The following is a 23,293-nucleotide window of genomic DNA, read 5'->3' as shown; positions in this document are numbered from 1 at the left end:
TTTATAAGAGACTGGTGTGGGAGCGAGCTTGAGCGGGAAAGCGGACTGTCAGGCGATGACGATGTTGACTGTGCCGCCGCCTTCGCGAGCAAGCTCGCTCCCACAGGGATTTTGGTTGCGATGAAGATGGTCGATCCGCCCCGTATCAGTGTGGGAGCGAGCTTGCTCGCGAAAGCGCAGTGTCAGGCAATGACGATGTTGACTGTGCCGCCGCCTTCGCGAGCAGGCCCGCTCCCACAGGTTTTGGCTGTTTATTCAAAATCGAGATAAATCAAAAGGCTGCACCTTTGGGCCGAAGGCAGATATTCTGCGCTTCACACTGGTACGGGAACCCGATCAACTCCATGGCCAGCCACTGCCAGGATGAATTGCCCGACGCCAAAGGAGTGTTCGAATGAGCGAAAAAAAGCTGGAAACCACGGTCGACCGCGTCTACCAAGGCGTTTACGCGGCGATCAGCAAGCGTTCGTTGCGCCCGGGCATGAAGCTGGGTGAGGCCTCGCTGGCCGAGCTGTTCAATGTCAGCCGCACCTCGGTGCGTGCTGCGCTCAAGCAGTTGGAAGCCGATGGTCTGGTCACCACCGAGCCCAACAAAGGCGCATCGGTGTCGCTGCCCAGTGACGCAGAGCTGCGTTCGTTGTTCGAAACCCGGCGGCTGATCGAGATCGGCATCGTCACCGAACTGTGCCGGCGTAAAGACAGCGTTGCCATGCAGGACCTGCGCGAGCACTTGTTACTGGAAGATGCCGCGCATGCTGCCGGCGACCATGAACGACTGATCCATCTGCTCGGCGAGTTCCACCTCAAACTGGCGCGCAGCCTGAACAATCCGGTACTGCTCGACTGGTTCCAGAAGCTGATCTCGCGGGCCTCGCTATATGCCGCCGCGCTCGATGATGACAGTCATCAAGCCTGCCGCGACGATGAACACCTGCGTTTGCTCGAGTACATCGAAGCCGGCGATCAGAGCGCCGCGATCGAACTGACCTGTACGCACCTCAACGGAATCGAGAAGGCGATCCTCGACGTCGCGGCGAAAATGAAAACCGGCTATCACCCACTCAAGCACTTGATTGGCGTTTGAATGGCTCTGCGTCGCAAATCGGCTATACCTGCGATGAAACCAATGCGTTTTCACAGCCTCGAAACACACGGGCGTCGCGTCGTTGTAGCGTTGCGATAGATCGGAAAACCGCAAAAAAGGACACTGAGTCAGGCGATGCAGTTTTTATCCGAAAGCCACGGCTGTGAAGGCTGGAAAGGCGAAATGGCCGAGCGCATCCGTGCGTTCGACTGGAGCCACACCGAACTTGGCGCGCTCGCCGAATGGCCGGCCAGCCTGTGCAACACTGTGCAACTGATGCTGGCTTCGCCGCTGCCGATGGTGATGCTGTGGGGCCACGCCGGCTACATGATCTACAACGACGCTTATTCCGAATTCGCCGGCGGCCGCCACCCCTATCTGCTTGGCGTCCCGGTTGAGCTGGGCTGGCCGGAAGTCGCCGAGTTCAACCGTCACGTCGTTGACACCTGCCTGGCCGGTGGCACCTTGTCCTACCGCAACAAAGAGCTGGTATTGCTGCGCGACGGCGTGCCCGAAGACGTCTGGATGGATTTGTATTACAGCCCGGTAGCCAATGACGAAGGCGTGCCCGGCGGCGTCATGGCGATGGTGGTCGAAACCACCGAACTGGTGCATTCCGAGCGCCTGCGCCAGGCGGCCGAAGATGCCTACCGCGCCGACAACGAGCGCGTGCGTCTGGCGCTGAATGCCGGCGCACTGCTTGGCTCGTTTGTCTGGGACATCAAGAACAATCGCTTCTCCGCTGACGAACGTTTCGCCCGCACCTTTTCCTATCCGCCGGATCAGGACCTGAGCGATCTGCAACAAGAGATCGCCGAATCGCGCATTCATCCCGACGACCACCAATGGGTCCAGGAGCGGGTCGCCCATTGTGTGCGCACTGGCGAGCCCTACAACGCCGAGTACCGTGTACAGCGCGGCGATGGCCAATATCTGTGGGTGCTGGCCAGTGGTGCCTGCGAGTTCGATGAAGACGGAAGGCCGTTTCGCTTCCCCGGCGTGCTGATCGATATTCATGAGCGCAAGAATGCCGAAGAGTCGCTGCTCAAATTCACCCGTAACCTCGAACAGCGCGTGGCCGCTGAGGTGAATGCGCGGCTGGCGGCTGAAGAACAACTTCGCCAGTCGCAGAAACTCGAAGCCATTGGCGGCCTGACCGGTGGCGTTGCCCATGACTTCAACAATCTGCTGCAAGTCATCGCCGGCAACCTGCATCTGCTCGCTCGGCACGAGCCCAACAATGCCAACGTGCAGCGCCGGGTCGGGGCTTCGCTGGCGGCGGTCGAGCGCGGGGCCAAACTGTCTTCACAATTGCTCGCGTTTGCCCGCCGGCAACCGCTTTCACCCGCCGTGTGCAACCCCGAACAGATTTTCGAAGGCGTTGGCGAGTTGCTGCAACGCGCCTTGGGCGAAACCATTCAGATCGACGTGCAGTTGCCGCCGCAGCCGTGGCATATCAATGTCGACCGCAACCAACTGGAAAACGCGATTCTCAATCTGGCGATCAACGCCCGCGACGCGATGAAGGGCGAGGGCGTCATCGGCCTCAGTGCCGCCAATGTCAGCCTGGACAGCGAATACTGCGCCGGCAAGGGCATAGCGGCCGGTGAGTATGTTCGCGTGGCGGTCACCGACACCGGCGTGGGTATTGCCCCACAAATGCTGGAACAGGTCTTCGAACCGTTCTTCACCACCAAGGCCGACGGCCAGGGCACCGGGCTCGGTCTGAGCATGGTTTTCGGCTTCGTCAAACAGAGTGGCGGCCACGTCGAGATCGACAGCAAGCTCGGCGAAGGCACGCGGGTGCAGTTGTATTTTCCGCGCAGTCTGCGTCCGGTTCGCGAAGAGACCGCCAGTGTCGGCGAACGCAAGAGCGGCGGCCACGAAACCATTCTGGTGGTGGAAGACAATGATGCGGTGCGCGCTTCGGCGGTGGAGTTGCTGCGCGAGGAAGGCTATCGGGTGATGACCGCGTGCAATGGCGACGTGGCCATGCAGATGTTGCTGGAAGGCATCGAGATCGATCTGATCTTCACCGACGTGGTCATGCCCGGCCTGATCAAGAGTTCGGATCTGGCCGCGTGGGCCAAGGTGCAGACGCCGCCGGTGCCGGTGCTGTTCACTTCCGGGCATACCCGCGACATCATTTCCCGCGACCACCAGCTCAGCCCCGATACGCATCTGCTCGGCAAACCCTACAGCCCGCAAGCGTTACTGCAGATGATTTGCGAGGTGCTCGGCACCTGAAGCCGAGCGCTGCCCAGTTTTTCAATCAAGGCAGGCCGATGATTTCCAAGCGCAATTCCAAAGCACCCGCCGGCATGGTTCGTGTGCGCGGCGCCCGCGAACATAACCTGAAGAACGTTGATGTCGATATTCCGCGCGATGCGCTGGTGGTGTTCACCGGTGTCTCCGGTTCGGGCAAGTCGTCGCTGGCGTTCTCCACGCTGTACGCCGAGGCCCAGCGGCGTTATTTCGAATCGGTGGCGCCGTACGCGCGGCGGCTGATCGATCAGGTCGGCGTGCCGGATGTCGATTCCATCGAAGGACTGCCGCCCGCCGTCGCTCTGCAACAACAGCGCGGCACGCCAAGCGCGCGTTCGTCGGTGGGCAGCGTGACGACGTTATCGAGCCTGATCCGCATGCTCTATTCCCGCGCTGGCAGTTACCCGCCGGGGCAGCCAATGTTGTATGCCGAGGACTTTTCACCGAACACACCCCAGGGCGCCTGCCCGGAGTGTCACGGACTTGGCCGCGTCTATGAAGTGACCGAAGCGCTGATGGTGCCGGACCCGAACCTGACCATCCGCCAGCGCGCCGTGGCGTCGTGGCCCTTGGCGTGGCAGGGGCAGAACCTGCGCGATATCCTGGTGACCATGGGCATTGATGTCGATATTCCCTGGAAGAAACTGCCGAAAAAGCAGCGCGACTGGATTCTTTTCACTGAAGAAACGCCGACGGTGCCGGTGTACGCCGGGCTGACCCCGGAAGAAACCCGCGTGGCCCTCAAACGCAAGATGGAACCGAGTTATCAGGGCACCTTCACCGGCGCCCGGCGCTACATCCTGCACACCTTCACTCACTCGCAAAGTGCGCTGATGAAGAAGCGTGTTTCACAGTTCATGCGCGGCAGCCCTTGCCCATTGTGCGAGGGCAAGCGGCTCAAGCGCGAGGCGTTGTCGGTGACCTTCGCCGGTTACGACATCGGTGAGTTTTCGCAGATGCCGTTGCTGCAAGTGGCCGAAGTGCTGCGGCCTGTAGCAGCGGCAAATTATCTGGAACAGGTCGAGGAGAGCGGCGATACCCTCAGCCATGCGCAAACCCGCGAGGCGCGTCAGCAGCGGGTCGCCCATGGCGCCAGCGGGCATGCCAGCGCACCGGACGTGCGCCACACGCCGAACCTGTCGCTGGAAAAACGCTTGGCGGCGCAACGCATTGCTGAGGATTTGCTGGAGCGGGTCAGCACCCTGACCGATCTCGGCCTGGGGTATCTGGCGCTGGAACGCAGTACACCGACGCTGTCGTCGGGCGAGTTGCAGCGTTTGCGCCTGGCCACGCAATTGGGTTCGCAGTTGTTCGGGGTGATTTATGTGCTGGACGAACCGTCTGCCGGTCTGCATCCGGCGGATGGCGAGGCGCTGTTCGAGGCGTTGCAGCGCTTGAAGGCTGACGGCAATACGCTGTTTGTGGTCGAGCACGATGTTGAAACCATGCGCCGTGCCGACTGGCTGATTGACGTCGGCCCGGCGGCGGGCGAAAAGGGCGGCCGCGTGTTGTACAGCGGTCCGCCTGCGGGACTTGCTGATATTGCAGATTCGCAGACCCGCGCCTATCTGTTCGCGGCAAACCAGCGCTCTGAGCGCGCCGCACGCAAGCCGAGCGGGTGGCTGAAGCTCGACGGCGTGACGCGCAACAACCTGAATAATCTCAGCGCCGAATTCCCCTTGGGCTGTTTCACCTCGGTGACCGGCGTATCGGGTTCTGGCAAATCGAGTCTGGTCAGTCAGGCCTTGCTGGAACTGGTCGGCGCGCAGTTGGGCCGTCCGGTGGCCGAGGCCGAGTCGGAAGAACCGAGCCTGGAAGATGACACGCCGTCGCCCAGCACCGGGCAGATCAGCGCCGGCCTGGAGTCGATCAAACGCCTGGTGCAGGTTGATCAGAAACCCATTGGACGCACGCCGCGCTCCAATCTGGCGACCTACACCGGGCTGTTCGACAACGTGCGCAAGCTGTTCGCCGCGACTCCCGAGGCACAAGCGGCGGGCTATGACGCCGGGCAGTTTTCCTTCAACGTCGCCAAGGGCCGTTGCGCCACTTGCGAGGGTGAGGGGTTCGTCAGTGTGGAATTGCTGTTCATGCCCAGCGTGTATGCGCCGTGCCCGACCTGTCATGGCGCGCGGTATAACCCGCAGACGCTGGCGATTCTCTGGCAGGGCTTGAGCATCGCTCAGGTGCTGCAACTGACTGTCGATGAGGCGGTGTCGGTGTTTGCCGAGCAGGCAGGAATTCGTCGTTCGCTGGAAGTGCTGCGCGATATCGGCCTGGGTTACTTGCGCTTGGGGCAACCGGCCACGGAACTGTCCGGTGGTGAGGCGCAGCGGATCAAACTGGCAACCGAATTGCAGCGCAACCAGCGTGGCGCGACCTTGTATGTGCTGGATGAGCCGACCACGGGATTGCACCCGAGGGATGTCGATCGCTTGCTGGAACAGCTCGATACGCTGGTGACGGCGGGTCACACGGTGATTGTGGTCGAACACGAAATGCGTGTCGTCGCGCAGAGCGACTGGGTGATCGACATCGGCCCTGGAGCGGGCGATCAGGGCGGCAGGATCGTCGCCGCCGGCACACCACAGAAAGTCGCGGCGAGCAAGAAGAGCAAGACTGCGCCGTTTCTGGCTCGGGCGTTAAGCCGATAATGGCGGCGCCCTGCCAAACGCCATCGCTGGCAAGCCAACTCCCACAGGTTTGAAAGGTGTACCCGGAAAAGGTGGTTACGCCCGGATCCCCTGTGGGAGCGAGCTTGCTTGCGAAAGCGGAGTGTCAGTCGCAGATGAACTGACTGGATGGACGCCTTCGCGAGCAAGCTCGCTCCCACAGTTTTGCAGGCTGTACCCAATAAATTGGTAACGCAGCAGACCCCCTGTGGGAACGAGCTTGCTCGCGAAAGCGGTGTGTCAGTCGCAGATGAACTGACTGGATGGACGCCTTCGCGAGCAAGCTCGCTCCCACAGTTTTGCAGGCTGTACTCAATAAAGTGGTAACGCAGCAGACCCCCTGTGGGAACGAGCTTGCTCGCGAAAGCGGTGTGTCAGTCGCAGATGAACTGACTGGACGGACGCCTTCGCGAGCAAGCTCGCTCCCACAGTTTTGCAGGCTGTACTCAACAAAGGGGTAACGCAGCAGACTCCCTGTGGGAGCGAGCTTGCTCGCGAAAGCGGAATGTCAGTCGCAGATGAATTGACTGGACGGACGCCTTCGCGAGCAGGCTCGCTCCTACACGGGGATGTGTGTCAGTTCAGGCGCCATCCAGCGTGCGGCGGACCTTGTCGAGCAGTTCGCTGATCTGGAACGGTTTGACCAGCATGTCCATGCCGGTGCCGAGGAAGACCTGGCGGTTGAGCGCGGTTTCGGCGTAGCCGGTCATGAACAGGATCGGCAGCCCTTCGTGCCAGCCACGGGCAACATCCGCCAGTTCACGGCCGCTCATGCGCGGCAAGCCGACGTCGGTCAGCAGCAGGTCGATGGACGGGTCGTTCTGCAAGCGCTCCAGCGCCGATTCGATATCCGCCGCTTGCGTGCAGCGATAGCCGGCGTCTTCCAGCACTTCGGTAACGAACAAGCGCACCGTGGCCATGTCCTCGACGATCAGCACATGCTCGCCACTGCCTTTGGCGTCAGGCACCGGCACAGGCGCGTCGGCCCCGGTCGGGTCGTTGGTGCCGGGCAGCATGATGGTCACTTCGGTGCCACGCCGGGCGACGCTACGAATGTGCGCGTCACCGCCGGACTGACGGGCAAAGCCGTAAATCGTCGACAGACCAAGCCCGGTGCCCTGGCCCAGCGGCTTGGTAGTGAAGAACGGCTCGAACACCTTGTCGATCACGTTGTGTTCGATGCCGGTGCCGTCGTCGCGTACCGACAGCGCCACGTACGCGCCATCGGCCAGATTCGGATCGCCATGGGAATAAGCGGCGTAAGTATTGACCCAGATATTGCCGCCCGAGGGCAGGGCATCACGGGCGTTGATCACCAGATTGAGCACCGCGCTTTCCAGCTGCACCGGGTCGACCAGCGCAATCGCCGGTTTGTTGGTCAGTTCCAGCTTGAGGGTGATGCGCTCGCCGATGGTGCGCACCAGCAATTCTTCCAGCGAGCGGACATGCTCGTTGATGTCCACCGGCCGTGTATCGAGCGGCTGCTGGCGGGCAAATGCCAGCAGACGATGGGTCAATGAGGCCGCGCTCATGGCTGAGTTCAGCGCTGCTTCGGTATAGAACTGCACCTTGTCCAGACGCTCATCGGCCACGCGTTTCTGGATCAGTTCCAGGCTGGTGATGATCCCGGTGAGCAGGTTGTTGAAGTCGTGGGCGATACCGCCGGTGAGCTTGCCCAGCGCATCCATTTTCTGCACTTGCAGCAATTGCGCTTCGGCGTGCACACGCTCGGCGACTTCCTTGGCCAGCTGCGTGGTGGTGTCATCCAGTCGCGCCAGATGCGAGCGCTCGCGGTGGCGGTGTTCGGTGACGTCCTCGACGAACACCAGGCTCAGCTCTGGCGTGCGATACGGCGAAATCTGCCATTGCGTCTCGCGAATCTCGCCCTGCACGCGCATGTTCAGCGTGCCTTTCCAGCGCTCGCCGTCGACCAGGCGCAGACGCAGTTCATCGAGGATCGAGCATTGATCTTCGGCGAAGCATTCACGCAGCGCCTGCGGATCGCGGTTATCGACGATCAATTGGGCGAATGCGTGATTGCACTCATGCACTTTCAGATTGGCATCGAGCACCGCGATCGGCGCCGAGACGTTAGCGAAGATCTCGCGGAAACGCGCCTCGCTTTCGCGCAGGGCATTTTCCGTGTCGCGCACCCGCAGCAGGGTACGCAGCGTCGCCAAGAGCACATCGGGGTCGACCGGGTGAATCAGATAGGCATCGGCGCCCGCGTTGAGGCCGGTGATGATGTCGCCGGTCTGGATCGACGCCGCTGACACATGAATCACCGGCAGCAGCGCGGTGCCCGGGTCGGCGCGCAACAAGCGGACGATGTCGAAACCGCTCATGTCCGGCAGGTTGACGTCGAGGATCAACGCATCGAGGGCTTCGCTCTCGATCAGGGCCAGGCCGTCGCTGCCGGTGCCGGCTTCGAGCACTGTGTAGCCGTGGCGCTCCAGGCGCCGACGCAGTGCGTAACGGGTGGCGACGTTGTCATCGACGATCAACAGGCGGATGTCACGATTCATCGACGTTCTCCAGAGCGATTGCCAGCGGGATGATGACAAAGAACGTCGAGCCCACGCCCGGCGTACTGTCTACCCCGACTTCACCGCCGAGCAGGGCGGCAAAACGCTTGCATAGTGACAGACCCAGACCGGTGCCGCGCAGACGTTTCTGCAATGGCGAATCGACTTGGGAGAAGTCTTCGAACAGCGTGTCATGCAACTCGGCCGCGATGCCGATGCCGGTGTCGCTGACGGCAAAGCGCACCTTGTCTTCACCTTCCAGTCGCGCCGACACGCGAACTTCGCCACGGGTGGTGAATTTCAGCGAGTTGGAAATGAAGTTGCGCAGGATCTGCCCGAGCTTCTTGTCATCGGTATACAGGCGCGGCAGACCCAGCGGCTCTTCGAAGATCAGATCCACCGCCGAAGCATCGACGATTGGCCGGAACATCCCGCGCAGGGCCGAAAACAGGTCGAACATGTCGAACCAGGCTGGCGAGATACTGATGCGCCCGGCTTCGATCTTCGCCAGATCGAGCAGGTCATCAACCATGTCGCTGAGCTCGCGGGCAGCGGTGCTGACGAAGGCTACCTGCTTGTGCTGTTCAGGGCTGAGCGGGCCGTCCAGTTCGTCAGCGAGCAGACTGTTGATGCTCAGGATCGAGCCCAATGGCGTACGAAATTCGTGGCTCATGTACGACAGGAAACGGCTCTTGAGATCCGATGCCTGACGCAGTTCTTCAGCTTGGGTGTCGAGCTCGGCGTACAGCGCCAGCACGCCCTGGTTGGTTTCATCGAGCTCTTCGCGCAGGGCAGTGGTTTCGCGCTGCAACTGAGCGATGAGCGCCGCCTGTTCGGCATGGCTCAAGGTAGTCGATTCAGCCATGGGCGGCCTCCAGAGCAACGACCAGTACCGTCACGTCATCGCGACCACGACAGAAGTCGCGGTGCAGGACGCTGGCTATCACGGACGGATGGCGATGCACCAGGCCGGGGTAGTCTTTGAGATTCCAACGGGACTGTAAGCCGTCGCTGTACATGATCAATAAATGTCCGTTCACGTGAGCATAGTCAAAGGGTTTGGCTTTACGGTACTGGCCGCCAACGATGCCGGGGTGCGAGGCCAGCCCGCGTGACTTTGCCGGGTCCAGCAAGCTGGCGCCAATGTTACCGACACCGGCGAACGTCAGGCCATCGCGCTGGCTGTCGAACTGCGCGAAAGCGACGGCGCCGCCGCGGGTGCCGAGCATTTCCTGATGCAGGTCTTCCATCAATACCACTGGATCGGCAAACGGTGCCCGGGCGAATGCCTGCGCCCCGGCCAGGCCTGCGCGCTCGGCGTCTTCGCCATGACCGAGGCCATCGACCACCAGCGCGCTGATCCGCGAGCCTTCATACGTCAGATGCCAGACATCGCCGCAGGCTGGATCGGCATGCAGCGAATGCTGGCTGACGCCGAAGCGGATATCGGCCTGACGATCGCTGCGCGGAAAAATTCGCGCCAGCAACACCGCGCCACGGTGGTCTGCGTAGACATCGAAGACATTGGTCTGCCGCGATACGGCGCCGAGGCCGATGCCTTGTGTGCCGCCAGTGGAAAAGCCATCCGCCAGACAGGCATCCAGATCAAAGCCCTGCGCCCGATCCACGGTCTGCATTTCGATGCCGAAACCGTTATCCGGACGAGTCAGCACACGCAGATGAAACTCGCCGCGCTGGGCATGCTTGAGCACGTTGCTTGCCAGTTCCGTCGCGACCAGTGCCACGCGGCCGGCATCGTTTTCGTCGAAGCCATGCTGCTCGGCGAGTTTCTGCGCGGTGCGCCGGGCGTGGCCGATCTGGCTGCTGTCCTCGATCGGCAGAACCTGGGTCAACGACCCGGTGATATTCATGTCCATCGTGTGATCGTAATGCGCGTGCCTTTGCCGGGCTCAGTGTCGAGTTCGAATTCATTGACCAGACGTTTGGCGCCGGTCAGGCCGAGGCCTAGTCCGCTGCCGGAAGTCCAGCCGTCGGTCATCGCCAGTTTGATGTCGGGGATGCCCGGGCCTTCGTCGCGGAAGGTGATGCGCAAACCGACCCGGCCGTTTTCCTCGAGGATCTGCCAATCCATGTCGCCGCCGCCGCCATAGACCATGGTGTTACGCGCCAGCTCGCTGACGGCGGTGACCAGTTTGGTCAGGTCGATCAGGCGCATGCCGCATTCGGTGGCGAGCTTGCGCGTGGTCTGGCGGGCCAGTACCACGTCCTGTTCGATCAGGATGGGTTGAGTACCACTGCTGCGCACGGTCATTGCAGGCGTACTCGATCCTGCAGCAGTTTCATTCCGCGTTCGACGTTGAGGGCGGTGCTGACGCCCGGCAAGGTCATGCCCAGCTCAACGAGCGTGATCGCCACCGCCGGCTGCATGCCGACCAGCACGGTTTCGGCGTCCATGATTTTCGACAACCCCGAGATGGTGCCGATCATGCGCCCGATGAACGAGTCGACCATGTCCAGCGCCGAGATGTCGATCAGCACCCCACGGGCCGAGGTCCGGCTGATGCGCTCGGACAGATCGTCCTGCAGGGTCATGGCGAGCTGGTCGTGCATGTCGACCTGAATGGTCACCAGCAGCAAATCGCCCATTTGAAGAATCGGAATACGTTCCATCGGCTCAGACCGCTTTGCCGAGGCTGATGCCCAGGCGAGTCAGGGCCAGTTTCAAGGCGTCGGCCAGGTTGGCCTTGGTCACAACGCCTTGCAGATCCAGACCGAGGTGAACGATGGTCTGGGCGATCTGCGGACGCACGCCGCTGATGATGCAATCAGCGCCCATCAGGCGAATCGCGGTCACGGTTTTCAGCAGGTGCTGGGCAACCAGAGTGTCGACGGTCGGCACGCCGGTGATGTCGATGATGGCGATCTCGGAACCGGTGTCGACGATGCGTTGCAGCAGCGATTCCATGACTACCTGGGTGCGTTGCGAATCGAGTGTGCCAATCATTGGCAGGGCGAGGACGCCATCCCACAGCTTGACCACCGGCGTCGACAGTTCCAGCAATTCTTCCTGCTGACGCTTGATCACCGCTTCACGGGATTTCTGGAAGGTGCCGATGGTGTGCATGCCGACCGTGTCGAGCAGTTCGGAAACTTCCAGCAGTTGCTCGGCGAGCAGTGCCGGCTGGTCCTGATAATGGTTTTGCAGCAGGGCGAACAGCGGACCTTTCAAGGCGAAGATGAAGTTGGCGGTTTGCTGGGAATCCTGGCCGAGCAGGGCGCGGCTCTGCGACAGCTTTTCAAGGAACTGACGGGTGTCTTCCCAGCCTGCGGCGGCAATCTTGCTGCCGTTGCCGTTTTCCAGACCGGCCAGCAGCAGGCCGAGCAAGTCGCGGGTTTGCTGAGCGAGGTCATGTTCCTTGAGGTTGCGCGTGGCGCCGCTGGCTTCGAGGCGTTTGGTCCATTCGCTCAGCAGTTGAGCCTGGTTGTTCCTGATTGCTTCAACTGTGCTGTTCTGCAGTGCTGCCATGTGCGTGTCGCTCCGTTACGTAATGGTGCCGGCTCAGTGAAATGACCGGCGCGAATTGACTGACATTTGCCGCTTGAAATAGTTGTTCATTAAGAAGCGAATTTTTCTGCCTGCCGCGTCGAAGGCCCCGGTAACTCTAGTCGGCGTGGCAACAGGCAGCGATCTTTTGAACGAATCTACGGCGTCAGGCTTCGAATCTGCATGCCCGACGTTTTCCAGTCGTGCTGGAAGAAGGAGGCAGGACTATGAATGAGGTGGATATGAACGAGCAAGCGCCGCAACAGCAAAATCAGTCCTCAGAGTCAATTAACCGCAACGACCCGGCCATCGATCCGCAGACACCGGGGCAAAACACCCCCGCGCCGGCTGAAGAAGGACAGGCGGACAGCGCGGCTGCCGAGGTTGATCAGAAGCAGCATCACAATGACAACAGCAACGACTTCAGCCCTGGTTTCAAGCCTGACCCTGACCGTCCTGAACCGGGCGAGAGCACCGACGCCGATATCGACACCGATGGCGGTTGATCGCTGAAACGCAAAAAGGCCGCATCGAAGGATGCGGCCTTTTTATTGCCGGGCGGTTACTTGCTCGGATGTTTGGCTTGCAGCTCTTTGGCGTGGGCCAGGTGTTTTTCCAGCGCTGGCAGCATCTTCTGCGCGAACGCTTTCAGTTCAGTGGCGCCTTTGGCCTTGTCATCGGTCACGGTGTTCGCCTGTTTCTTGAACAGCTCGATGGTTTCTTCGTGAGCCTTGACCTGGTTGTTGGCGTAGGCCGCATCGAAGGATTCATCACGCATGTCGAGAATCTTTTCCTTGGCCTGTTTGACCAGGGTGGTGGTGTCCGGGACTTCGATGTCGTTGGCCTTGGCAATTGCTGCCAGCTCATCGTTGGCTTTGCTGTGATCGGTGATCATCTGGTTGGCAAAGGCTTTGATATCAGCGGACTGGCTTTTTTCCAGAGCCAGACGGCTGGTTTCGATTTCAGCGATGCCACCGGCGGCGGCGTTATCGACAAAGTCATTGTCGGTCGCGGCAAAGGCGCTGCCCATGCCGGCAGACAGTGCAACAGCCAGAGCGAGATGACGCAGGTTGAATCCGTCCATTGGGTATCTCCACGCAGGTTTTTGTGAGCGTTATTCAATGGAGCGAACGCATAAGCCAAAGGTTTTATCGCATTTACGACAGGGCGACGAACGGCAACCGCTGGTCTGACAGGGTGTCGACAGAAGCCATTTCGCAAGGCCATGCTGATAACGAGTCAGCGCATCGGTCGCGCTGGTTGTCGATCAATTTGATGGAGGTGTTTCATGCCGGTTTCACATGATCTGTATCAGGACCTGGGCTGCAAAAAGGAAGAGATCGAGCAAAAACGCTCCGAGGATGCGAAGCTGGATTCGCTGCTCAACAAGTATTTCGAGGTGGATGCTGAAGTGGTCGAGGCCGAGAACGCCCAGTCAGACGCCCCCAGTGACGACGAATTGAAGAAGCTCAAAGAGAAGCGCGTGATCGTCAAGGAGCAGATCGTCGCCCGGTTGGCCGGGCAGCCGCTGACCGGTCAGTAATTACCTGACCCGTGGTCGCCATCCGAAGGGAACGGCGACCCCCACGGCACCTCCAATGTGCAGAGTCCGCAAACCATCGACTCGTTGCGAGGTGCCTCATGAACGATCCGAAATTCCCCAGTGAAGAGCAGGGCGGCTTCGACCCGATTCCGACCCGCCCTGAACCCAACAGCCCGGCGCATACCACAGCGCATCCGGAAAAAACCGTGAAAGAACTGCCGGAGGATGAAGATCCGGAGAAGTTCGACCGGTCCGGCAACTGACAGACCGCTATCGCTGGCAAGCCAGCTCCCACAGGTTCATCTGGTGAACACATATTTGGAGTTCACACGGACACTGTGGGAGCTGGCTTGCCAGCGATAGCGTCGGTCCATACGGTGAAAATTTTTTCTGTTTTACTTAAGCGCCGCATCCAACCCCATTCGCCCCATATGCATGGCCTTCAACGATCCGAAATACAGCCACTGCCCATACTCGCGCACCGTGGTAATCGGCGAATAATTGCCATCGCTCGCGTCCTGCAGATTGGCAATCATCTTGCCGTCCAGATCCAGTCCCAGCACAAACCCACGCTTTTCGACAGGCTTGGGCAAAACCGTCAACGCCCGCACGATCATCTTGCGTACGAACGGGTGCTGCGCGGTGCCATCGAGTAACGCGTTGCGCGGCGCGTACAACGCTACCCAAAAGCGATTGCTGCCATTGAACGAGAGGTTGTCCGGAAGCCCCGGCAAGTTGTCGATGAACACATCATGGGTACCGGCCTTCGGCCCGCTCAGCCAGTAGCGGCTGATGCGATAAGCACCGGTTTCATTGACCAGCACATAGGCTTCGTCGGGGCCAAGGGTGACGCCGTTGGCGAACTGCAACTTGTCGAGCAAGACGCTGGTCTTGCCGCTCTGAAAGTCGTAACGCAGCAAACGGCCGTCGGCGCCGTGTTCAATGATCGCCTCACCGTCATGGCCATAGCCCCAGCGGCTCGAGGCATCGCTGAAGTAGGCGTAGTGGCCTGACTTGTCGACCGCTACATCATCGGTAAATCCAAATGGCACCCCGTTGGCCTCGGTGGTCAACGGAATCACGCGGCCCTGCGCATCCAGCGACAGCAAGCCTTTGACCGCATCGGCAACTACCAGCATGCCGTTCGGATGACGGGCCAGGCCCAGTGGACGGCCACCGGTGTCGGCCAGGACCTTGCGCTGCGTACCGTCGAGGCTGCTACGGATGAGCCTGCCGTCATGCAATCCGGTGATGAGGAATTCGTCTTCCAGCAGCAGCGCCTCAGGCCCTTCGATGTCGCTCGGCCCGACCTTTGCAACAGCTTTGAGGCGCTGATTGTCCGCGTAGATCCCGTCTTTCAACGAGGGCGCCGGTGGCGGTGTCCAGGCCACTGGTACGACTTTGGTTGGCAGCAACAACAAGAAGGCGATGACCAGAGCGATCAGCAGGCACAGCACATAACGTAATTTCACGCGCTGGCCCTCGCCGCGCCGATGTACTGCGCGGTCGTGTCGCGCAGGGCAAGCATGGACGCGGCAGACTCGCGCTCAATGCGCCGCTTGAGCAACAGGCGATTGGCCAGACGCATAAGCAAGCCGTCAAAGCGATATTCCAGCGTACGCACGAAACGCGTGCCGCCAGCCTCCGCCGAGCACTCGTAAGTCAAACGCAGGGACAGGCCCTGATCACTTTGCGCGCGTGCGCACCAGCGCCGGCCCGGCAGATATTCAGTGACTTCCCAGCGCAAGTGACCGGCACGTCCGCCGGCATGGATGTCCTCCTCGAAACGCGCACCGGCATGCAGTGGACCGTGCGGACCGTCAATCTTCAATGAGGAGGGATGCCAGTCCGGCCAGTGACTGACGCTGGCGGCATAGGCCAGCACGGCGACCGGCTCGCCGGCGATATCGATCTGGTGCTGCATGCGCGTCATGGGCATTTGCGAATCACTCAAAGGGGCGGGTTCCGGCTCGAGGTACAGCGTGCCGAACAGGTAGTCCATCAAGGGCAGAACGATGTTGAAATTACGCTCCTGCATGCGCTCGCGGCGGTGATGCAGTTCATGCAGACGGCGCATCTGGCGGATCCACGGCAAACGGGCCAACGGATTTTGCGGCGGCAGATGTTCGCAGGCATGGAACACCTCATAGAGCAGATAACCGAGCACCATGCATCCGGCGAAAAGCCCGGCGACATTGGCGTTGACCTGCGCGAGCAGCCACCACAGTGGCAGCGTGATCACCAGCGTATGAATGACGATCAGCCAGGCTGGAAACAGAATCACTCGCCAGTCCCGCGCGCTGTCGTAGGTCATGTGCCCGGGGGTGAAAAAGCTGTGATGGTCGCCGGCATGCCGTGCGTAGAACATCTTCGCGAAGGCTTTTTTGTGATGGCCCAGATGGCGATGGACCATGTATACGCCGAAGTTGAACAACAACAGGCTCAGCGGCACCGTCAGCCATTCCAGCCAGCTCACTGAATGCACCGTGCGCCAGAACGCAGCGATCGCGAAAATGCCGAACAGCAACACGAACGCGCCATGCAACCACGGGTTGTACAAAGGATGAATGGCCGCCCGGTAGCGGCAGCGGAATGCCTCGGTGGTCTGCCTCAATGCGTTTCACCTGCGGGTATTGTTGTTATACCCGGCAGATTAGCCGATCCGCTGACTTGTGCAGGGCGAACCTTGCGGCCTTAAGCGCCATGCTCTGGACTGAAGCTGTCCGTCAGCTCAACGGATTCCAGCGCTGCGACCAGTCGTCATCGGTGCGGATCACTTCGCGCAACAGATCGAAGGCCTGTTGCAGCACTGCCGAGTCGCGATCACGGGAATACACCAGATAGGTCGGATAACCGAATTCCGGCGCTTTGGTGACGGCTTCCAGGGCGCCGGTCTCCAGGTAAGTGCGCACAACGCGAGTGCGGAAATAGCCGCTGCCGCCATGTTCGAGGATGTATTGCAGGGCCAGCGGGCCAAGGTTGAAGCTAAGCGCGGCTTTGGCTTTTTCCGGCAGGGCGGCGTCGTGCTGACGGCGGAAATCCGGACCCCAATCGATGTAGACGTAAGGCTCCGGACGCTCGGGCGCGCGTACCAGAATCAGTTTTTCCTCCAGCACTTGCTCGACCTGCAGACCCGGCCAGTATTCCGGCTGATAAACCAGCGCGGCATCGAGCACACCGAGTTCGAGCTGACGCAGCAGATTTTCGCCATCGCGAATTTCCATGCGCAGTGCGTGGCCGGGGATTTTCTCGCGCAGTTCCGCCGCCCAACTGAGCATCAACGGATTGCACAGGCTGACCTCGCCACCGATATGCAGAACGTTGTGATAACCCTCGGGCAGCGGCAAGTCGCGGCGCGCGGCTTCCCAGGTCTGCACCAGTTGATTGGCGTAGATCACGAACGCTTCGCCATTGGCCGTCAACTTCGCCCCGGCGCGATTGCGCACGAACAGCGTACTGCCCAACTGGCTTTCAAGCTTCTGCACCCTTGCGGTGATCGCGGTCTGCGTGACGAACAGCTTCTGCGCGGCGGCGGCAAGGCTGCCGTGACGGACGATTTCGAGGAAAGTGCGAGCGAGGTCGATGTCCATGGGGCGGGGCCGGTATCTGGAGGTGGGGCGCATTGTAAGTCAAAAGTCCCTCTCCCCAACCTGAAAGCAACAACGGATTGAACCGCTGAAAATTGCGTTTGGGTCCTACGGAAACAGGAGCGTTTTGATCAGATTTGGGGATATTTCTGACGACTTTTTCAGGTTGGTCGTCGGACGCCGGGTCTATAGGATCAGTCCTGACATTGAAGTCATCGAGCGCACAGATCGCTCTGGACCCGGACAAAGGATGGACTATGCGAATCCCACTGATTGAAAGCCATACGCCTGCTTACTCGCCTCGCCATTATTGGCGCGACGATCGCGCCAGGTGTCCCTCGGAGGACGTTGCCATGCCGAGCACCAAAGTGCCCCGGCTCACGGGCTTGAAGAAGCTCGAGGGCAAACCTCTGGAGTTGCTGTTGCGTGGGCAGGATACCGGCGACGATCCGATGCTCATCCTGCGCTGCACAAGCGAAGGATTTGAGCTGCTTGATGTGGTGAACATGATCGCAACCTCCGAGCTGTACCAACAGGGAGAGATGGTCAAACGTATCACCGGCAAATCTGTGAGAACCGTGCGACGCCTGCTCAAGGAAGGCGCGTCGGTGCGCCTCGACACGCCGCAGAGCATCATCGCCTACCAATATGCGGCAGCGCTGGAGCTGGCCATCGAGGTGTTCGGGCGACAGGCCAAGGCCGAATCATGGCTGGAGCAACGCGCCACTTACTTCTACGGTTATGTGCCGCTCGATCTGGTTGGAAATGCGCTGGGCTTCAGGATGGTGGAGGAGTATCTGAACCAGATCAAATACGGGGTTTATCAATGAATCCCTTGCCCTGGGATGATCGCTGGTACGCGTGGCGGCTGGATCGCGAGGTGTACAGCGAGACCTGGGACAGCGGCCTCGGATCGAAACGGGACGGCGGCCGCTGGAATACGCCCGGCCGCAGAGTCGTTTATGCGTCGGTCGACCCCTCCACGGCGATACTGGAGGTGGCCGCCCATGGCAGCTTCGATGCGCTTGATCAGGAGCCCTATGTATTGACCTGTTTTGAAATCACCCACGACGCCAGCGTCAGAATCGTGCAACCGGAAGATGTGCCCAATCCGCATTGGCTCACCCCGATCAAAACCTCACCCAACCAGCGAAAGTTTGCCGATGCACTGTTGGCCGAACATCCATTTGTTCTGGTGCCTTCGGTGGCCACCCGACACTCGTGGAATTTGCTGGTGAGTTGCGATCTGGCGGAGGGTCAGTTCAGGATGGTTTCGCAAGAGCGGTTTGGGCTGGATACGCGGTTGTTGCAGGAGGGTTGATCGGATTTGTGTGGGCCTGCGAATCCGACATGACAATTTCCAGGTTCCGGGAGCGATCAAGGGCCGATGAGTCGCTGCCAGCTACATTCGCGGCGGCTCGCATTCTACGTCTGGATTGAGGCTTTCAACCAATATAAAGATCCGGTACATTTCGCGCCCACGCTTACTACAAGGAAGTTAAAGATGGCAAAGCCTGCCGCTCGACTCAGCGATCTTAATGCATGCCCGATCACAGGCCATGGCACCAATCCCAGTAACAGCGGTTCCGGTGATGTAAACATCAATGGAATGCCAGTTTTGCGTGTCGGAGACACCACCGCGTGCGGAGATACTGTCACCGAAGGCATCAGCAATATTTTGATCAATGGCAAGCCTATTGCTTTCTTGGGCAGTGCAACGGCCCACGGAGGCATGATAATCACGGGCTCTGGCGACGTTTTTGTCGGCACCCAGGTCGGTTCCGCACCTTTCTCCCCGATTATCACTGTTCCTAAACACAGCGAGCGCTTCCAACTGGTTGATGAGGCCACTGGCGAAGCTATTCCCGACATGCTCTATTGCATCGAAACGGGTGACGGGCAGCGTCTCGTCGGCCATACCGATAGTCATGGTAACGCCGCGCGAGTGTTTACGGCCAACCCGACTTCGATAGTTGTGCAGTGGGGTAAGGAAGCCGCCGCCCATCTCGACGCGCTCGGCCTAGATTACTAAGGGAGGTGGCAGGTGGCAGCCCCCAAAAAGAATCAAGCTCGAACAAGCGATCAACATACAACGACCCAAGTGAAAGGTACGCTGGCACAGGATTACGTAACGGTTGTGGGTGCGTCTTACATGTCCCTTTATGAAAAGGTTCGTGGCCAGAAGGGCAACAAGATGCGCTTTATCAATCAGGGTATCCGCCAACTCACAAAGTATCCAATCGGCACTCCAAACTTCACAATCCAGCGTGTATTTCTGATTTTCAAAAATGACTATCCGGAGAACTTGCTGGCGGCTTTGAAGGACGTTGTCGAAAATCAGCACGGAGCACAGTACCGGGAGATGGACTCGATATCCGGTCTTGTGGATTTCATCGCAGCTCGGCAACGCCGCGGGCGCGAGATCAAACAGCTCGACTTTTTTTCTCATGGTGTGGTGGGCAGTATCGAGTTGGGCTACGAGCTGGATAAAAACGATAGCTACCGTCTGCGTGATGCACAAGCGAGTATGTTCAAGCCCGAAGCGTTTGCCTATGGTGCGAAAATTCACTCCTACGCTTGTCGCACAGGTTTGGGTATCGATGCCGACTTCAAGGTCAATGAAACAGAAGATCCTCATTACGAGCGCAGCCTAGCGCAGATTCTTGCTAATGCTACCCGGACCACCGTGTGGGCATTTCCAAGACGCAGCAACTACGACACGACTTATGGTACTGCCGCGGAACGGGGATCTGTGCCGGGAATTCGTGAAAGGGAAGCAGCTGATGGGCGAGCGATGCGGAATTATTTGAGTCGAAAAACCGCTTATGAACGAAAGCTGATCGAACATCGCAAGACCCTCAAAGACCCAACGGCGCAATTACCTGATGAACAGGCGCCGCAGGCGCCGACGCCAACAGTCTCTGAAGAAGAGCGCAATTTGCTGGCGCACGATGACAGCCGAGCATTGTATGAACGAAAGATTGGATTTCCGCTGGATGCCTTAGGCGCACATCGTGACGTTCGATCAGGTGATACACCGGACGGCGTACCCAAACACCTGCTTGCCTATAAACCGCTATGACGCTCCTGAAGTTTATAGGCAAACGTCACGTCTTATGTGTCTTGTTGATTGCTGTCAGCTTTGCAGGACTATTTATTTACGCCAAGGAAGCCCAGATGCCAGCCAAAGTAATGATGTATTACGGCCCGTGGAGTCCGGAAGAAAACCGTTTCGACGCCAGCCGGTGGTTCAGTTCAGGTATGTATCGCCCGCGTCTCATGGGTACTCCGCCTGAAGAGAGCCCAGTGACCATGCTGCGCAATAGGCCTGAAAGTTTGCGACATATTGAGAATGATGTTCTCTTGACAGAAGCGTTATTCGCTGTAGGGCGGCAGTTTCCGAAGTTGGACACCGAAGACCTCATTCTGAATACGCCGGACCTGCACCGCCAGATACGGTATGCCTATAGTTCATTTGCCGAGCCTGACAGGCCGGTGGATTCCTATTGGCTTTTCATCACGTTTGCAAACAAGACCGTGGTCGTTACGATCGATTGGGACGTGACAGAAAAGAAACTCCTGCCCCGCTCGATGGCTTCGAATCTGATCGAAAAAAGTGATGAAGAGGCGGCATACCTCCAGGTAAAAAAAGAGCTTGATGGGACGGCTTCAGCCAAGCGTTAACTCACGTTGCCATGTCTTCAATGGTTGAAACGACAAATCCCGCCAATAAGCGGGATTTGTGTTTTACCAAGAAGCTTCTTACGAAGGGAACAGCTCGGACAGTTTCATCGACAGCATCATGTCGCCTTCAACGCGCAGCTTGCCGCCCATGAAGGCCTGCATGCCGTCGGTTTCGCCGCTGACGATGTCTTTCAGGGTCTGGCTGTCCAGCACCAGCGTGCAGTTGGCGTCCGGGTTTTCACCTTCCTGGATGTCGCAGGTGCCGTCTTTGACGATCAGCGCGTATTGCTTGTCTTCGTCGGTGATGTTGAAACCGAAGACCAGGTCCAGACCGGCAGCGGCGGCTGGGTTGAACTTGGCTTGCATTGCTTTTACGGCATCAGCTACGGAGGTCATGGTTCGATCCTTTCTTGGTCATGGGAGCTGGGTGGTTACAGCCAGGGTCACAGTAAGCCGGACTCAGCGAAAAGTGATGAGTTCCGGGGCCTTCAGCAGTTGCAGGTGTGCGTGACTGTTGAAGGAAGCCAGAGCCACCTCGCGACCACGAAACTTCAATTGGTTGAGCGAGGTGTTGACGATTTGCCAGTTCAATTCAAAGGCCTGTCTGGCAGGCATTTGCGTAATCAGATGGAGCAGGGCAGTGATGGTGCCGCCGGAGGTGAACACGGCGATTTTCTGGTTCTTTTCCGCCAGGTCGAGGATGCGGTGCAGCCCGGCCTGAACCCGTTCGACGAAACCCAGCCAGCTTTCCAGTCCGGGTGTGTCGTAGGTGCCGGCAAGCCAGCGCTCGACGATCAAGGCGAAGATGCGCTGGAATTCACCGCGGTTCTGCGCGGCGTTGCGCAGTATGTCGAGGGCTTCCGGCTCTTCCGGCAGCATGGCCGGGAGCAGAGCGCGGATCACCGCATCGGCATCGAATTCGTTGAAGGCGGAATCGGTTTCGAGGACTGGAACCGGCAGGCCTCTGGCGCTGAATTGCTCCAGTGCGCTGGTGGCGGTGTGCTGTTGACGACGCAGGTCACCGGCAAGGCAACGATCGAAGCTGATACCGAGGTCGGCGAGGTGCTGGCCGAGGATTTCTGCCTGACGCACACCGGTCGGCGACAGCACGTCGTAATCGTCTGCACCAAAGGAGGCCTGGCCATGTCGTATCAAGTAGATGCTGCCCACGTCCGCGTCGTCCCGGTACGTTGAAGGTCAGGCGAGGTTATGAGGATGGCGTAAGGCTGTCAATGAAAAAACATACGCTTGTTTGAAATGCCCGTTACAGGCGTGTTGCCAGAGGTTTCACGGCTGGCCGATGAGCCAGCGCATGGGTATGCTGGAGCCATTCCGCGTGTAATACACCGTCACGCATTGCTTTGAGGAGTCTCTGTGGATTTTTTCACCGAATACGCCAGCTTCCTGGCCAAGACCGTCACGCTGGTGATCGCCATTCTGGTGGTGCTTGCCAGTTTTGCTGCATTGCGCAGCAAGGGCCGACGCAAATCGGCGGGCCAGTTGCAGGTCAGCAAACTCAACGATTTCTACAAGGGCCTGCGTGAACGCCTGGAGCAGACCCTGCTCGACAAGGATCAGCTCAAGGCATTGCGCAAGGGCGAAGCGAAAACAGAAAAAAGTGCGAAGAAGCAAAAGAACAAGCCTGAGACCAAATCCCGGGTGTTCGTGCTCGACTTCGACGGCGATATCAAGGCTTCCGCCACCGAGAGCTTGCGCCACGAGATCACCGCGCTGCTGACCCTGGCCACGCCGAAAGACGAAGTGGTTCTGCGTCTGGAAAGTGGCGGCGGCATGGTGCACAGCTACGGTCTGGCATCGTCGCAGCTGGCTCGAATCCGTGATGCGGGCGTGCCACTGACCGTGTGCATCGACAAGGTCGCGGCCAGCGGCGGCTACATGATGGCGTGTATCGGCGATAAGATCATCAGCGCTCCGTTTGCCATTCTCGGTTCGATCGGCGTAGTCGCGCAATTGCCCAACGTCAATCGCCTTTTGAAGAAGCATGACATCGACTTTGAAGTGCTGACCGCCGGTGAGTACAAGCGCACTCTGACCGTGTTTGGCGAAAACACCGAGAAGGGCCGCGAGAAATTTCAGGAAGACCTCGACATCACCCATCGCTTGTTCAAAAACTTCGTCGCCCGTTATCGCCCGCAACTGGCGATCGATGAGGTGGCTACCGGTGAGGTGTGGCTCGGAATCGCTGCGCTGGAAAACCAACTGGTGGATGAACTGAAGACCAGCGATGAATACCTGGCACAGAAGGCCAAACAGGCCGAGGTCTATCACCTGCACTACGCCGAGCGCAAAAGCCTGCAGGAACGCATCGGCATGGCTGCCAGTGGCTCGGTGGACCGCGTGCTGTTGAGCTGGTGGAGCCGTCTTACCCAGCAACGCTTCTGGTAAACCGCAGGCATAAAAAAACGCC

The 23,293-nt window shown here is 59.5% G+C and carries 24 protein-coding genes and 2 pseudogenes; 12 read left to right on the top strand and 14 right to left on the bottom strand.

What is annotated here, in order from left to right; all coding sequences use genetic code 11:
* Both QMX86_RS08065 and QMX86_RS08060 read right to left on the bottom strand, forming a co-directional pair.
* Positions 1 to 146: pseudogene (locus QMX86_RS08065) on the bottom strand (metal ABC transporter ATP-binding protein); the annotation flags it as partial.
* 8 nt (positions 147 to 154) lie between these two features.
* Positions 155 to 268 (bottom strand): annotated as a pseudogene (locus QMX86_RS08060) (metal ABC transporter ATP-binding protein); the annotation flags it as partial.
* Between the two features lie 126 nt (positions 269 to 394).
* Between QMX86_RS08060 and QMX86_RS08055 the strand changes: the two are divergent.
* The 3 genes from QMX86_RS08055 (at position 395) to QMX86_RS08045 (ending at position 6,003) form a co-directional block, all read left to right on the top strand.
* Positions 395 to 1,084 (top strand): GntR family transcriptional regulator, encoded by a 690-nt coding sequence (locus tag QMX86_RS08055; protein WP_024012714.1) that lies wholly within the window; start codon positions 395 to 397, stop codon positions 1,082 to 1,084.
* 135 nt (positions 1,085 to 1,219) lie between these two features.
* Complete coding sequence (locus QMX86_RS08050; protein ID WP_122707995.1) at positions 1,220 to 3,331, top strand: ATP-binding protein; 2,112 nt, start codon at positions 1,220 to 1,222, stop codon at positions 3,329 to 3,331.
* Between the two features lie 38 nt (positions 3,332 to 3,369).
* Positions 3,370 to 6,003, top strand: a complete 2,634-nt coding sequence (locus tag QMX86_RS08045) for an excinuclease ABC subunit UvrA (RefSeq protein ID WP_282387308.1) — start codon at positions 3,370 to 3,372, stop codon at positions 6,001 to 6,003.
* Positions 6,004 to 6,602: 599 nt separating this feature from the next.
* Here QMX86_RS08045 and QMX86_RS08040 read toward each other — a convergent pair.
* Genes QMX86_RS08040 through QMX86_RS08015 form a run of 6 tightly spaced genes read right to left on the bottom strand, consistent with a single transcriptional unit; the run spans position 6,603 to position 12,033 of the window.
* On the bottom strand, positions 6,603 to 8,546 hold the full coding sequence (locus QMX86_RS08040) for a response regulator (RefSeq protein ID WP_122751408.1): 1,944 nt from the start codon (positions 8,544 to 8,546) through the stop codon (positions 6,603 to 6,605).
* A complete protein-coding gene (locus tag QMX86_RS08035; RefSeq protein ID WP_024012718.1) occupies positions 8,536 to 9,411 on the bottom strand; it encodes an ATP-binding protein in 876 nt (291 codons plus the stop codon). Before QMX86_RS08035 ends, QMX86_RS08040 begins: the two co-directional genes overlap by 11 nt.
* A complete protein-coding gene (locus QMX86_RS08030) occupies positions 9,404 to 10,417 on the bottom strand; it encodes an ATP-binding protein (protein WP_071172075.1) in 1,014 nt (337 codons plus the stop codon). The genes QMX86_RS08035 and QMX86_RS08030 overlap by 8 nt, the downstream gene beginning before the upstream one ends.
* Entirely contained in the window at positions 10,414 to 10,818 is a 405-nt protein-coding gene (locus QMX86_RS08025) for an anti-sigma regulatory factor (protein ID WP_016774465.1), read from the bottom strand. The genes QMX86_RS08030 and QMX86_RS08025 overlap by 4 nt, the downstream gene beginning before the upstream one ends.
* Positions 10,815 to 11,177, bottom strand: a complete 363-nt coding sequence (locus QMX86_RS08020) for an STAS domain-containing protein (protein ID WP_016774466.1) — start codon at positions 11,175 to 11,177, stop codon at positions 10,815 to 10,817. Before QMX86_RS08020 ends, QMX86_RS08025 begins: the two co-directional genes overlap by 4 nt.
* A gap of 4 nt (positions 11,178 to 11,181) precedes the next feature.
* A complete protein-coding gene (locus QMX86_RS08015) occupies positions 11,182 to 12,033 on the bottom strand; it encodes an STAS domain-containing protein (protein ID WP_122692734.1) in 852 nt (283 codons plus the stop codon).
* A gap of 260 nt (positions 12,034 to 12,293) precedes the next feature.
* Here QMX86_RS08015 and QMX86_RS08010 point away from each other — a divergent pair, with 260 nt between their 5' ends.
* Positions 12,294 to 12,557, top strand: coding sequence for a hypothetical protein (locus QMX86_RS08010; RefSeq protein ID WP_041478793.1), 264 nt, complete (start codon positions 12,294 to 12,296; stop codon positions 12,555 to 12,557).
* Positions 12,558 to 12,613: 56 nt separating this feature from the next.
* Here the strand turns inward: QMX86_RS08010 and QMX86_RS08005 are convergent, their stop codons facing one another.
* A complete protein-coding gene (locus QMX86_RS08005) occupies positions 12,614 to 13,135 on the bottom strand; it encodes a DUF4142 domain-containing protein (RefSeq protein ID WP_016774469.1) in 522 nt (173 codons plus the stop codon).
* A 204-nt stretch (positions 13,136 to 13,339) separates the two neighbouring features.
* Here QMX86_RS08005 and QMX86_RS08000 point away from each other — a divergent pair, with 204 nt between their 5' ends.
* Together QMX86_RS08000 and QMX86_RS07995 are read left to right on the top strand one after the other, a co-directional pair.
* Entirely contained in the window at positions 13,340 to 13,594 is a 255-nt protein-coding gene (locus tag QMX86_RS08000; protein ID WP_016774470.1) for a DUF465 domain-containing protein, read from the top strand.
* Positions 13,595 to 13,692: 98 nt separating this feature from the next.
* The gene (locus QMX86_RS07995) at positions 13,693 to 13,857 is read left to right on the top strand and encodes a hypothetical protein (protein ID WP_016774471.1); all 165 of its coding nucleotides are present in this window, start codon (positions 13,693 to 13,695) and stop codon (positions 13,855 to 13,857) included.
* A 132-nt stretch (positions 13,858 to 13,989) separates the two neighbouring features.
* Here the strand turns inward: QMX86_RS07995 and QMX86_RS07990 are convergent, their stop codons facing one another.
* The 3 genes from QMX86_RS07990 to QMX86_RS07980 all read right to left on the bottom strand — a co-directional run bounded on the left by QMX86_RS07990 (position 13,990) and on the right by QMX86_RS07980 (position 17,184).
* Positions 13,990 to 15,066: an SMP-30/gluconolactonase/LRE family protein gene (locus QMX86_RS07990; RefSeq protein WP_282383433.1), complete on the bottom strand. Its 1,077-nt coding sequence runs from the start codon at positions 15,064 to 15,066 to the stop codon at positions 13,990 to 13,992.
* On the bottom strand, positions 15,063 to 16,208 hold the full coding sequence (locus QMX86_RS07985; RefSeq protein ID WP_073474807.1) for an SRPBCC family protein: 1,146 nt from the start codon (positions 16,206 to 16,208) through the stop codon (positions 15,063 to 15,065). The genes QMX86_RS07990 and QMX86_RS07985 overlap by 4 nt, the downstream gene beginning before the upstream one ends.
* 112 nt (positions 16,209 to 16,320) lie before the next feature.
* Positions 16,321 to 17,184, bottom strand: a complete 864-nt coding sequence (locus QMX86_RS07980) for a LysR family transcriptional regulator (protein WP_024012724.1) — start codon at positions 17,182 to 17,184, stop codon at positions 16,321 to 16,323.
* A gap of 350 nt (positions 17,185 to 17,534) precedes the next feature.
* Between QMX86_RS07980 and QMX86_RS07975 the strand changes: the two genes are divergently transcribed.
* The 5 genes from QMX86_RS07975 (at position 17,535) to QMX86_RS07955 (ending at position 20,865) form a co-directional block, all read left to right on the top strand.
* The gene (locus QMX86_RS07975; RefSeq protein WP_073474805.1) at positions 17,535 to 18,011 is read left to right on the top strand and encodes an MbcA/ParS/Xre antitoxin family protein; all 477 of its coding nucleotides are present in this window, start codon (positions 17,535 to 17,537) and stop codon (positions 18,009 to 18,011) included.
* Complete coding sequence (locus QMX86_RS07970; RefSeq protein WP_016774476.1) at positions 18,008 to 18,502, top strand: RES domain-containing protein; 495 nt, start codon at positions 18,008 to 18,010, stop codon at positions 18,500 to 18,502. Before QMX86_RS07975 ends, QMX86_RS07970 begins: the two co-directional genes overlap by 4 nt.
* Positions 18,503 to 18,685: 183 nt before the next feature.
* Positions 18,686 to 19,213, top strand: coding sequence for a PAAR domain-containing protein (locus QMX86_RS07965; protein ID WP_041478692.1), 528 nt, complete (start codon positions 18,686 to 18,688; stop codon positions 19,211 to 19,213).
* Between the two features lie 12 nt (positions 19,214 to 19,225).
* Positions 19,226 to 20,263, top strand: a complete 1,038-nt coding sequence (locus QMX86_RS07960; protein WP_130929837.1) for a hypothetical protein — start codon at positions 19,226 to 19,228, stop codon at positions 20,261 to 20,263.
* Between the two features lie 95 nt (positions 20,264 to 20,358).
* Entirely contained in the window at positions 20,359 to 20,865 is a 507-nt protein-coding gene (locus tag QMX86_RS07955; protein ID WP_130929838.1) for a hypothetical protein, read from the top strand.
* A 78-nt stretch (positions 20,866 to 20,943) separates the two neighbouring features.
* Here QMX86_RS07955 and QMX86_RS07950 read toward each other — a convergent pair whose 3' ends face one another.
* Both QMX86_RS07950 and QMX86_RS07945 read right to left on the bottom strand, forming a co-directional pair.
* On the bottom strand, positions 20,944 to 21,261 hold the full coding sequence (locus QMX86_RS07950) for an SCP2 sterol-binding domain-containing protein (RefSeq protein WP_016774477.1): 318 nt from the start codon (positions 21,259 to 21,261) through the stop codon (positions 20,944 to 20,946).
* A gap of 63 nt (positions 21,262 to 21,324) precedes the next feature.
* Positions 21,325 to 22,035, bottom strand: coding sequence for a histidine phosphatase family protein (locus tag QMX86_RS07945; protein ID WP_016774478.1), 711 nt, complete (start codon positions 22,033 to 22,035; stop codon positions 21,325 to 21,327).
* A 204-nt stretch (positions 22,036 to 22,239) separates the two neighbouring features.
* Here QMX86_RS07945 and sohB point away from each other — a divergent pair, with 204 nt between their 5' ends.
* On the top strand, positions 22,240 to 23,271 hold the full coding sequence (gene sohB, locus QMX86_RS07940) for a protease SohB (RefSeq protein WP_016774479.1): 1,032 nt from the start codon (positions 22,240 to 22,242) through the stop codon (positions 23,269 to 23,271).
* The last annotated feature ends 22 nt before the right edge of the window (positions 23,272 to 23,293 follow it).

Source organism: Pseudomonas sp. PS01270 (assembly GCF_029959775.1).
GTDB lineage: Bacteria > Pseudomonadota > Gammaproteobacteria > Pseudomonadales > Pseudomonadaceae > Aquipseudomonas > Aquipseudomonas atacamensis.
The sequence above is the reverse complement of the archived record's forward strand: the minus strand, read 5'-3'. Positions and strand labels throughout refer to the sequence as shown.

Coding starts and splice junctions, on each gene's coding strand:
- QMX86_RS07950 (WP_016774477.1), bottom strand. CDS start 21,261: ATGACCTCCGTAGCTGATGCCGTAAAAGCAATGCAAGCCAAGTTCAAC.
- QMX86_RS07955 (WP_130929838.1), top strand. CDS start 20,359: ATGCCAGCCAAAGTAATGATGTATTACGGCCCGTGGAGTCCGGAAGAA.
- QMX86_RS08015 (WP_122692734.1), bottom strand. CDS start 12,033: ATGGCAGCACTGCAGAACAGCACAGTTGAAGCAATCAGGAACAACCAG.
- QMX86_RS07965 (WP_041478692.1), top strand. CDS start 18,686: ATGGCAAAGCCTGCCGCTCGACTCAGCGATCTTAATGCATGCCCGATC.
- QMX86_RS08055 (WP_024012714.1), top strand. CDS start 395: ATGAGCGAAAAAAAGCTGGAAACCACGGTCGACCGCGTCTACCAAGGC.
- QMX86_RS08010 (WP_041478793.1), top strand. CDS start 12,294: ATGAACGAGCAAGCGCCGCAACAGCAAAATCAGTCCTCAGAGTCAATT.
- QMX86_RS08050 (WP_122707995.1), top strand. CDS start 1,220: ATGCAGTTTTTATCCGAAAGCCACGGCTGTGAAGGCTGGAAAGGCGAA.
- QMX86_RS08020 (WP_016774466.1), bottom strand. CDS start 11,177: ATGGAACGTATTCCGATTCTTCAAATGGGCGATTTGCTGCTGGTGACC.
- QMX86_RS08045 (WP_282387308.1), top strand. CDS start 3,370: ATGATTTCCAAGCGCAATTCCAAAGCACCCGCCGGCATGGTTCGTGTG.
- QMX86_RS08040 (WP_122751408.1), bottom strand. CDS start 8,546: ATGAATCGTGACATCCGCCTGTTGATCGTCGATGACAACGTCGCCACC.
- QMX86_RS08005 (WP_016774469.1), bottom strand. CDS start 13,135: ATGGACGGATTCAACCTGCGTCATCTCGCTCTGGCTGTTGCACTGTCT.
- QMX86_RS08025 (WP_016774465.1), bottom strand. CDS start 10,818: ATGACCGTGCGCAGCAGTGGTACTCAACCCATCCTGATCGAACAGGAC.
- QMX86_RS07995 (WP_016774471.1), top strand. CDS start 13,693: ATGAACGATCCGAAATTCCCCAGTGAAGAGCAGGGCGGCTTCGACCCG.
- QMX86_RS08035 (WP_024012718.1), bottom strand. CDS start 9,411: ATGGCTGAATCGACTACCTTGAGCCATGCCGAACAGGCGGCGCTCATC.
- QMX86_RS08030 (WP_071172075.1), bottom strand. CDS start 10,417: ATGAATATCACCGGGTCGTTGACCCAGGTTCTGCCGATCGAGGACAGC.
- QMX86_RS07980 (WP_024012724.1), bottom strand. CDS start 17,184: ATGGACATCGACCTCGCTCGCACTTTCCTCGAAATCGTCCGTCACGGC.
- QMX86_RS08000 (WP_016774470.1), top strand. CDS start 13,340: ATGCCGGTTTCACATGATCTGTATCAGGACCTGGGCTGCAAAAAGGAA.
- QMX86_RS07970 (WP_016774476.1), top strand. CDS start 18,008: ATGAATCCCTTGCCCTGGGATGATCGCTGGTACGCGTGGCGGCTGGAT.
- QMX86_RS07975 (WP_073474805.1), top strand. CDS start 17,535: ATGCCGAGCACCAAAGTGCCCCGGCTCACGGGCTTGAAGAAGCTCGAG.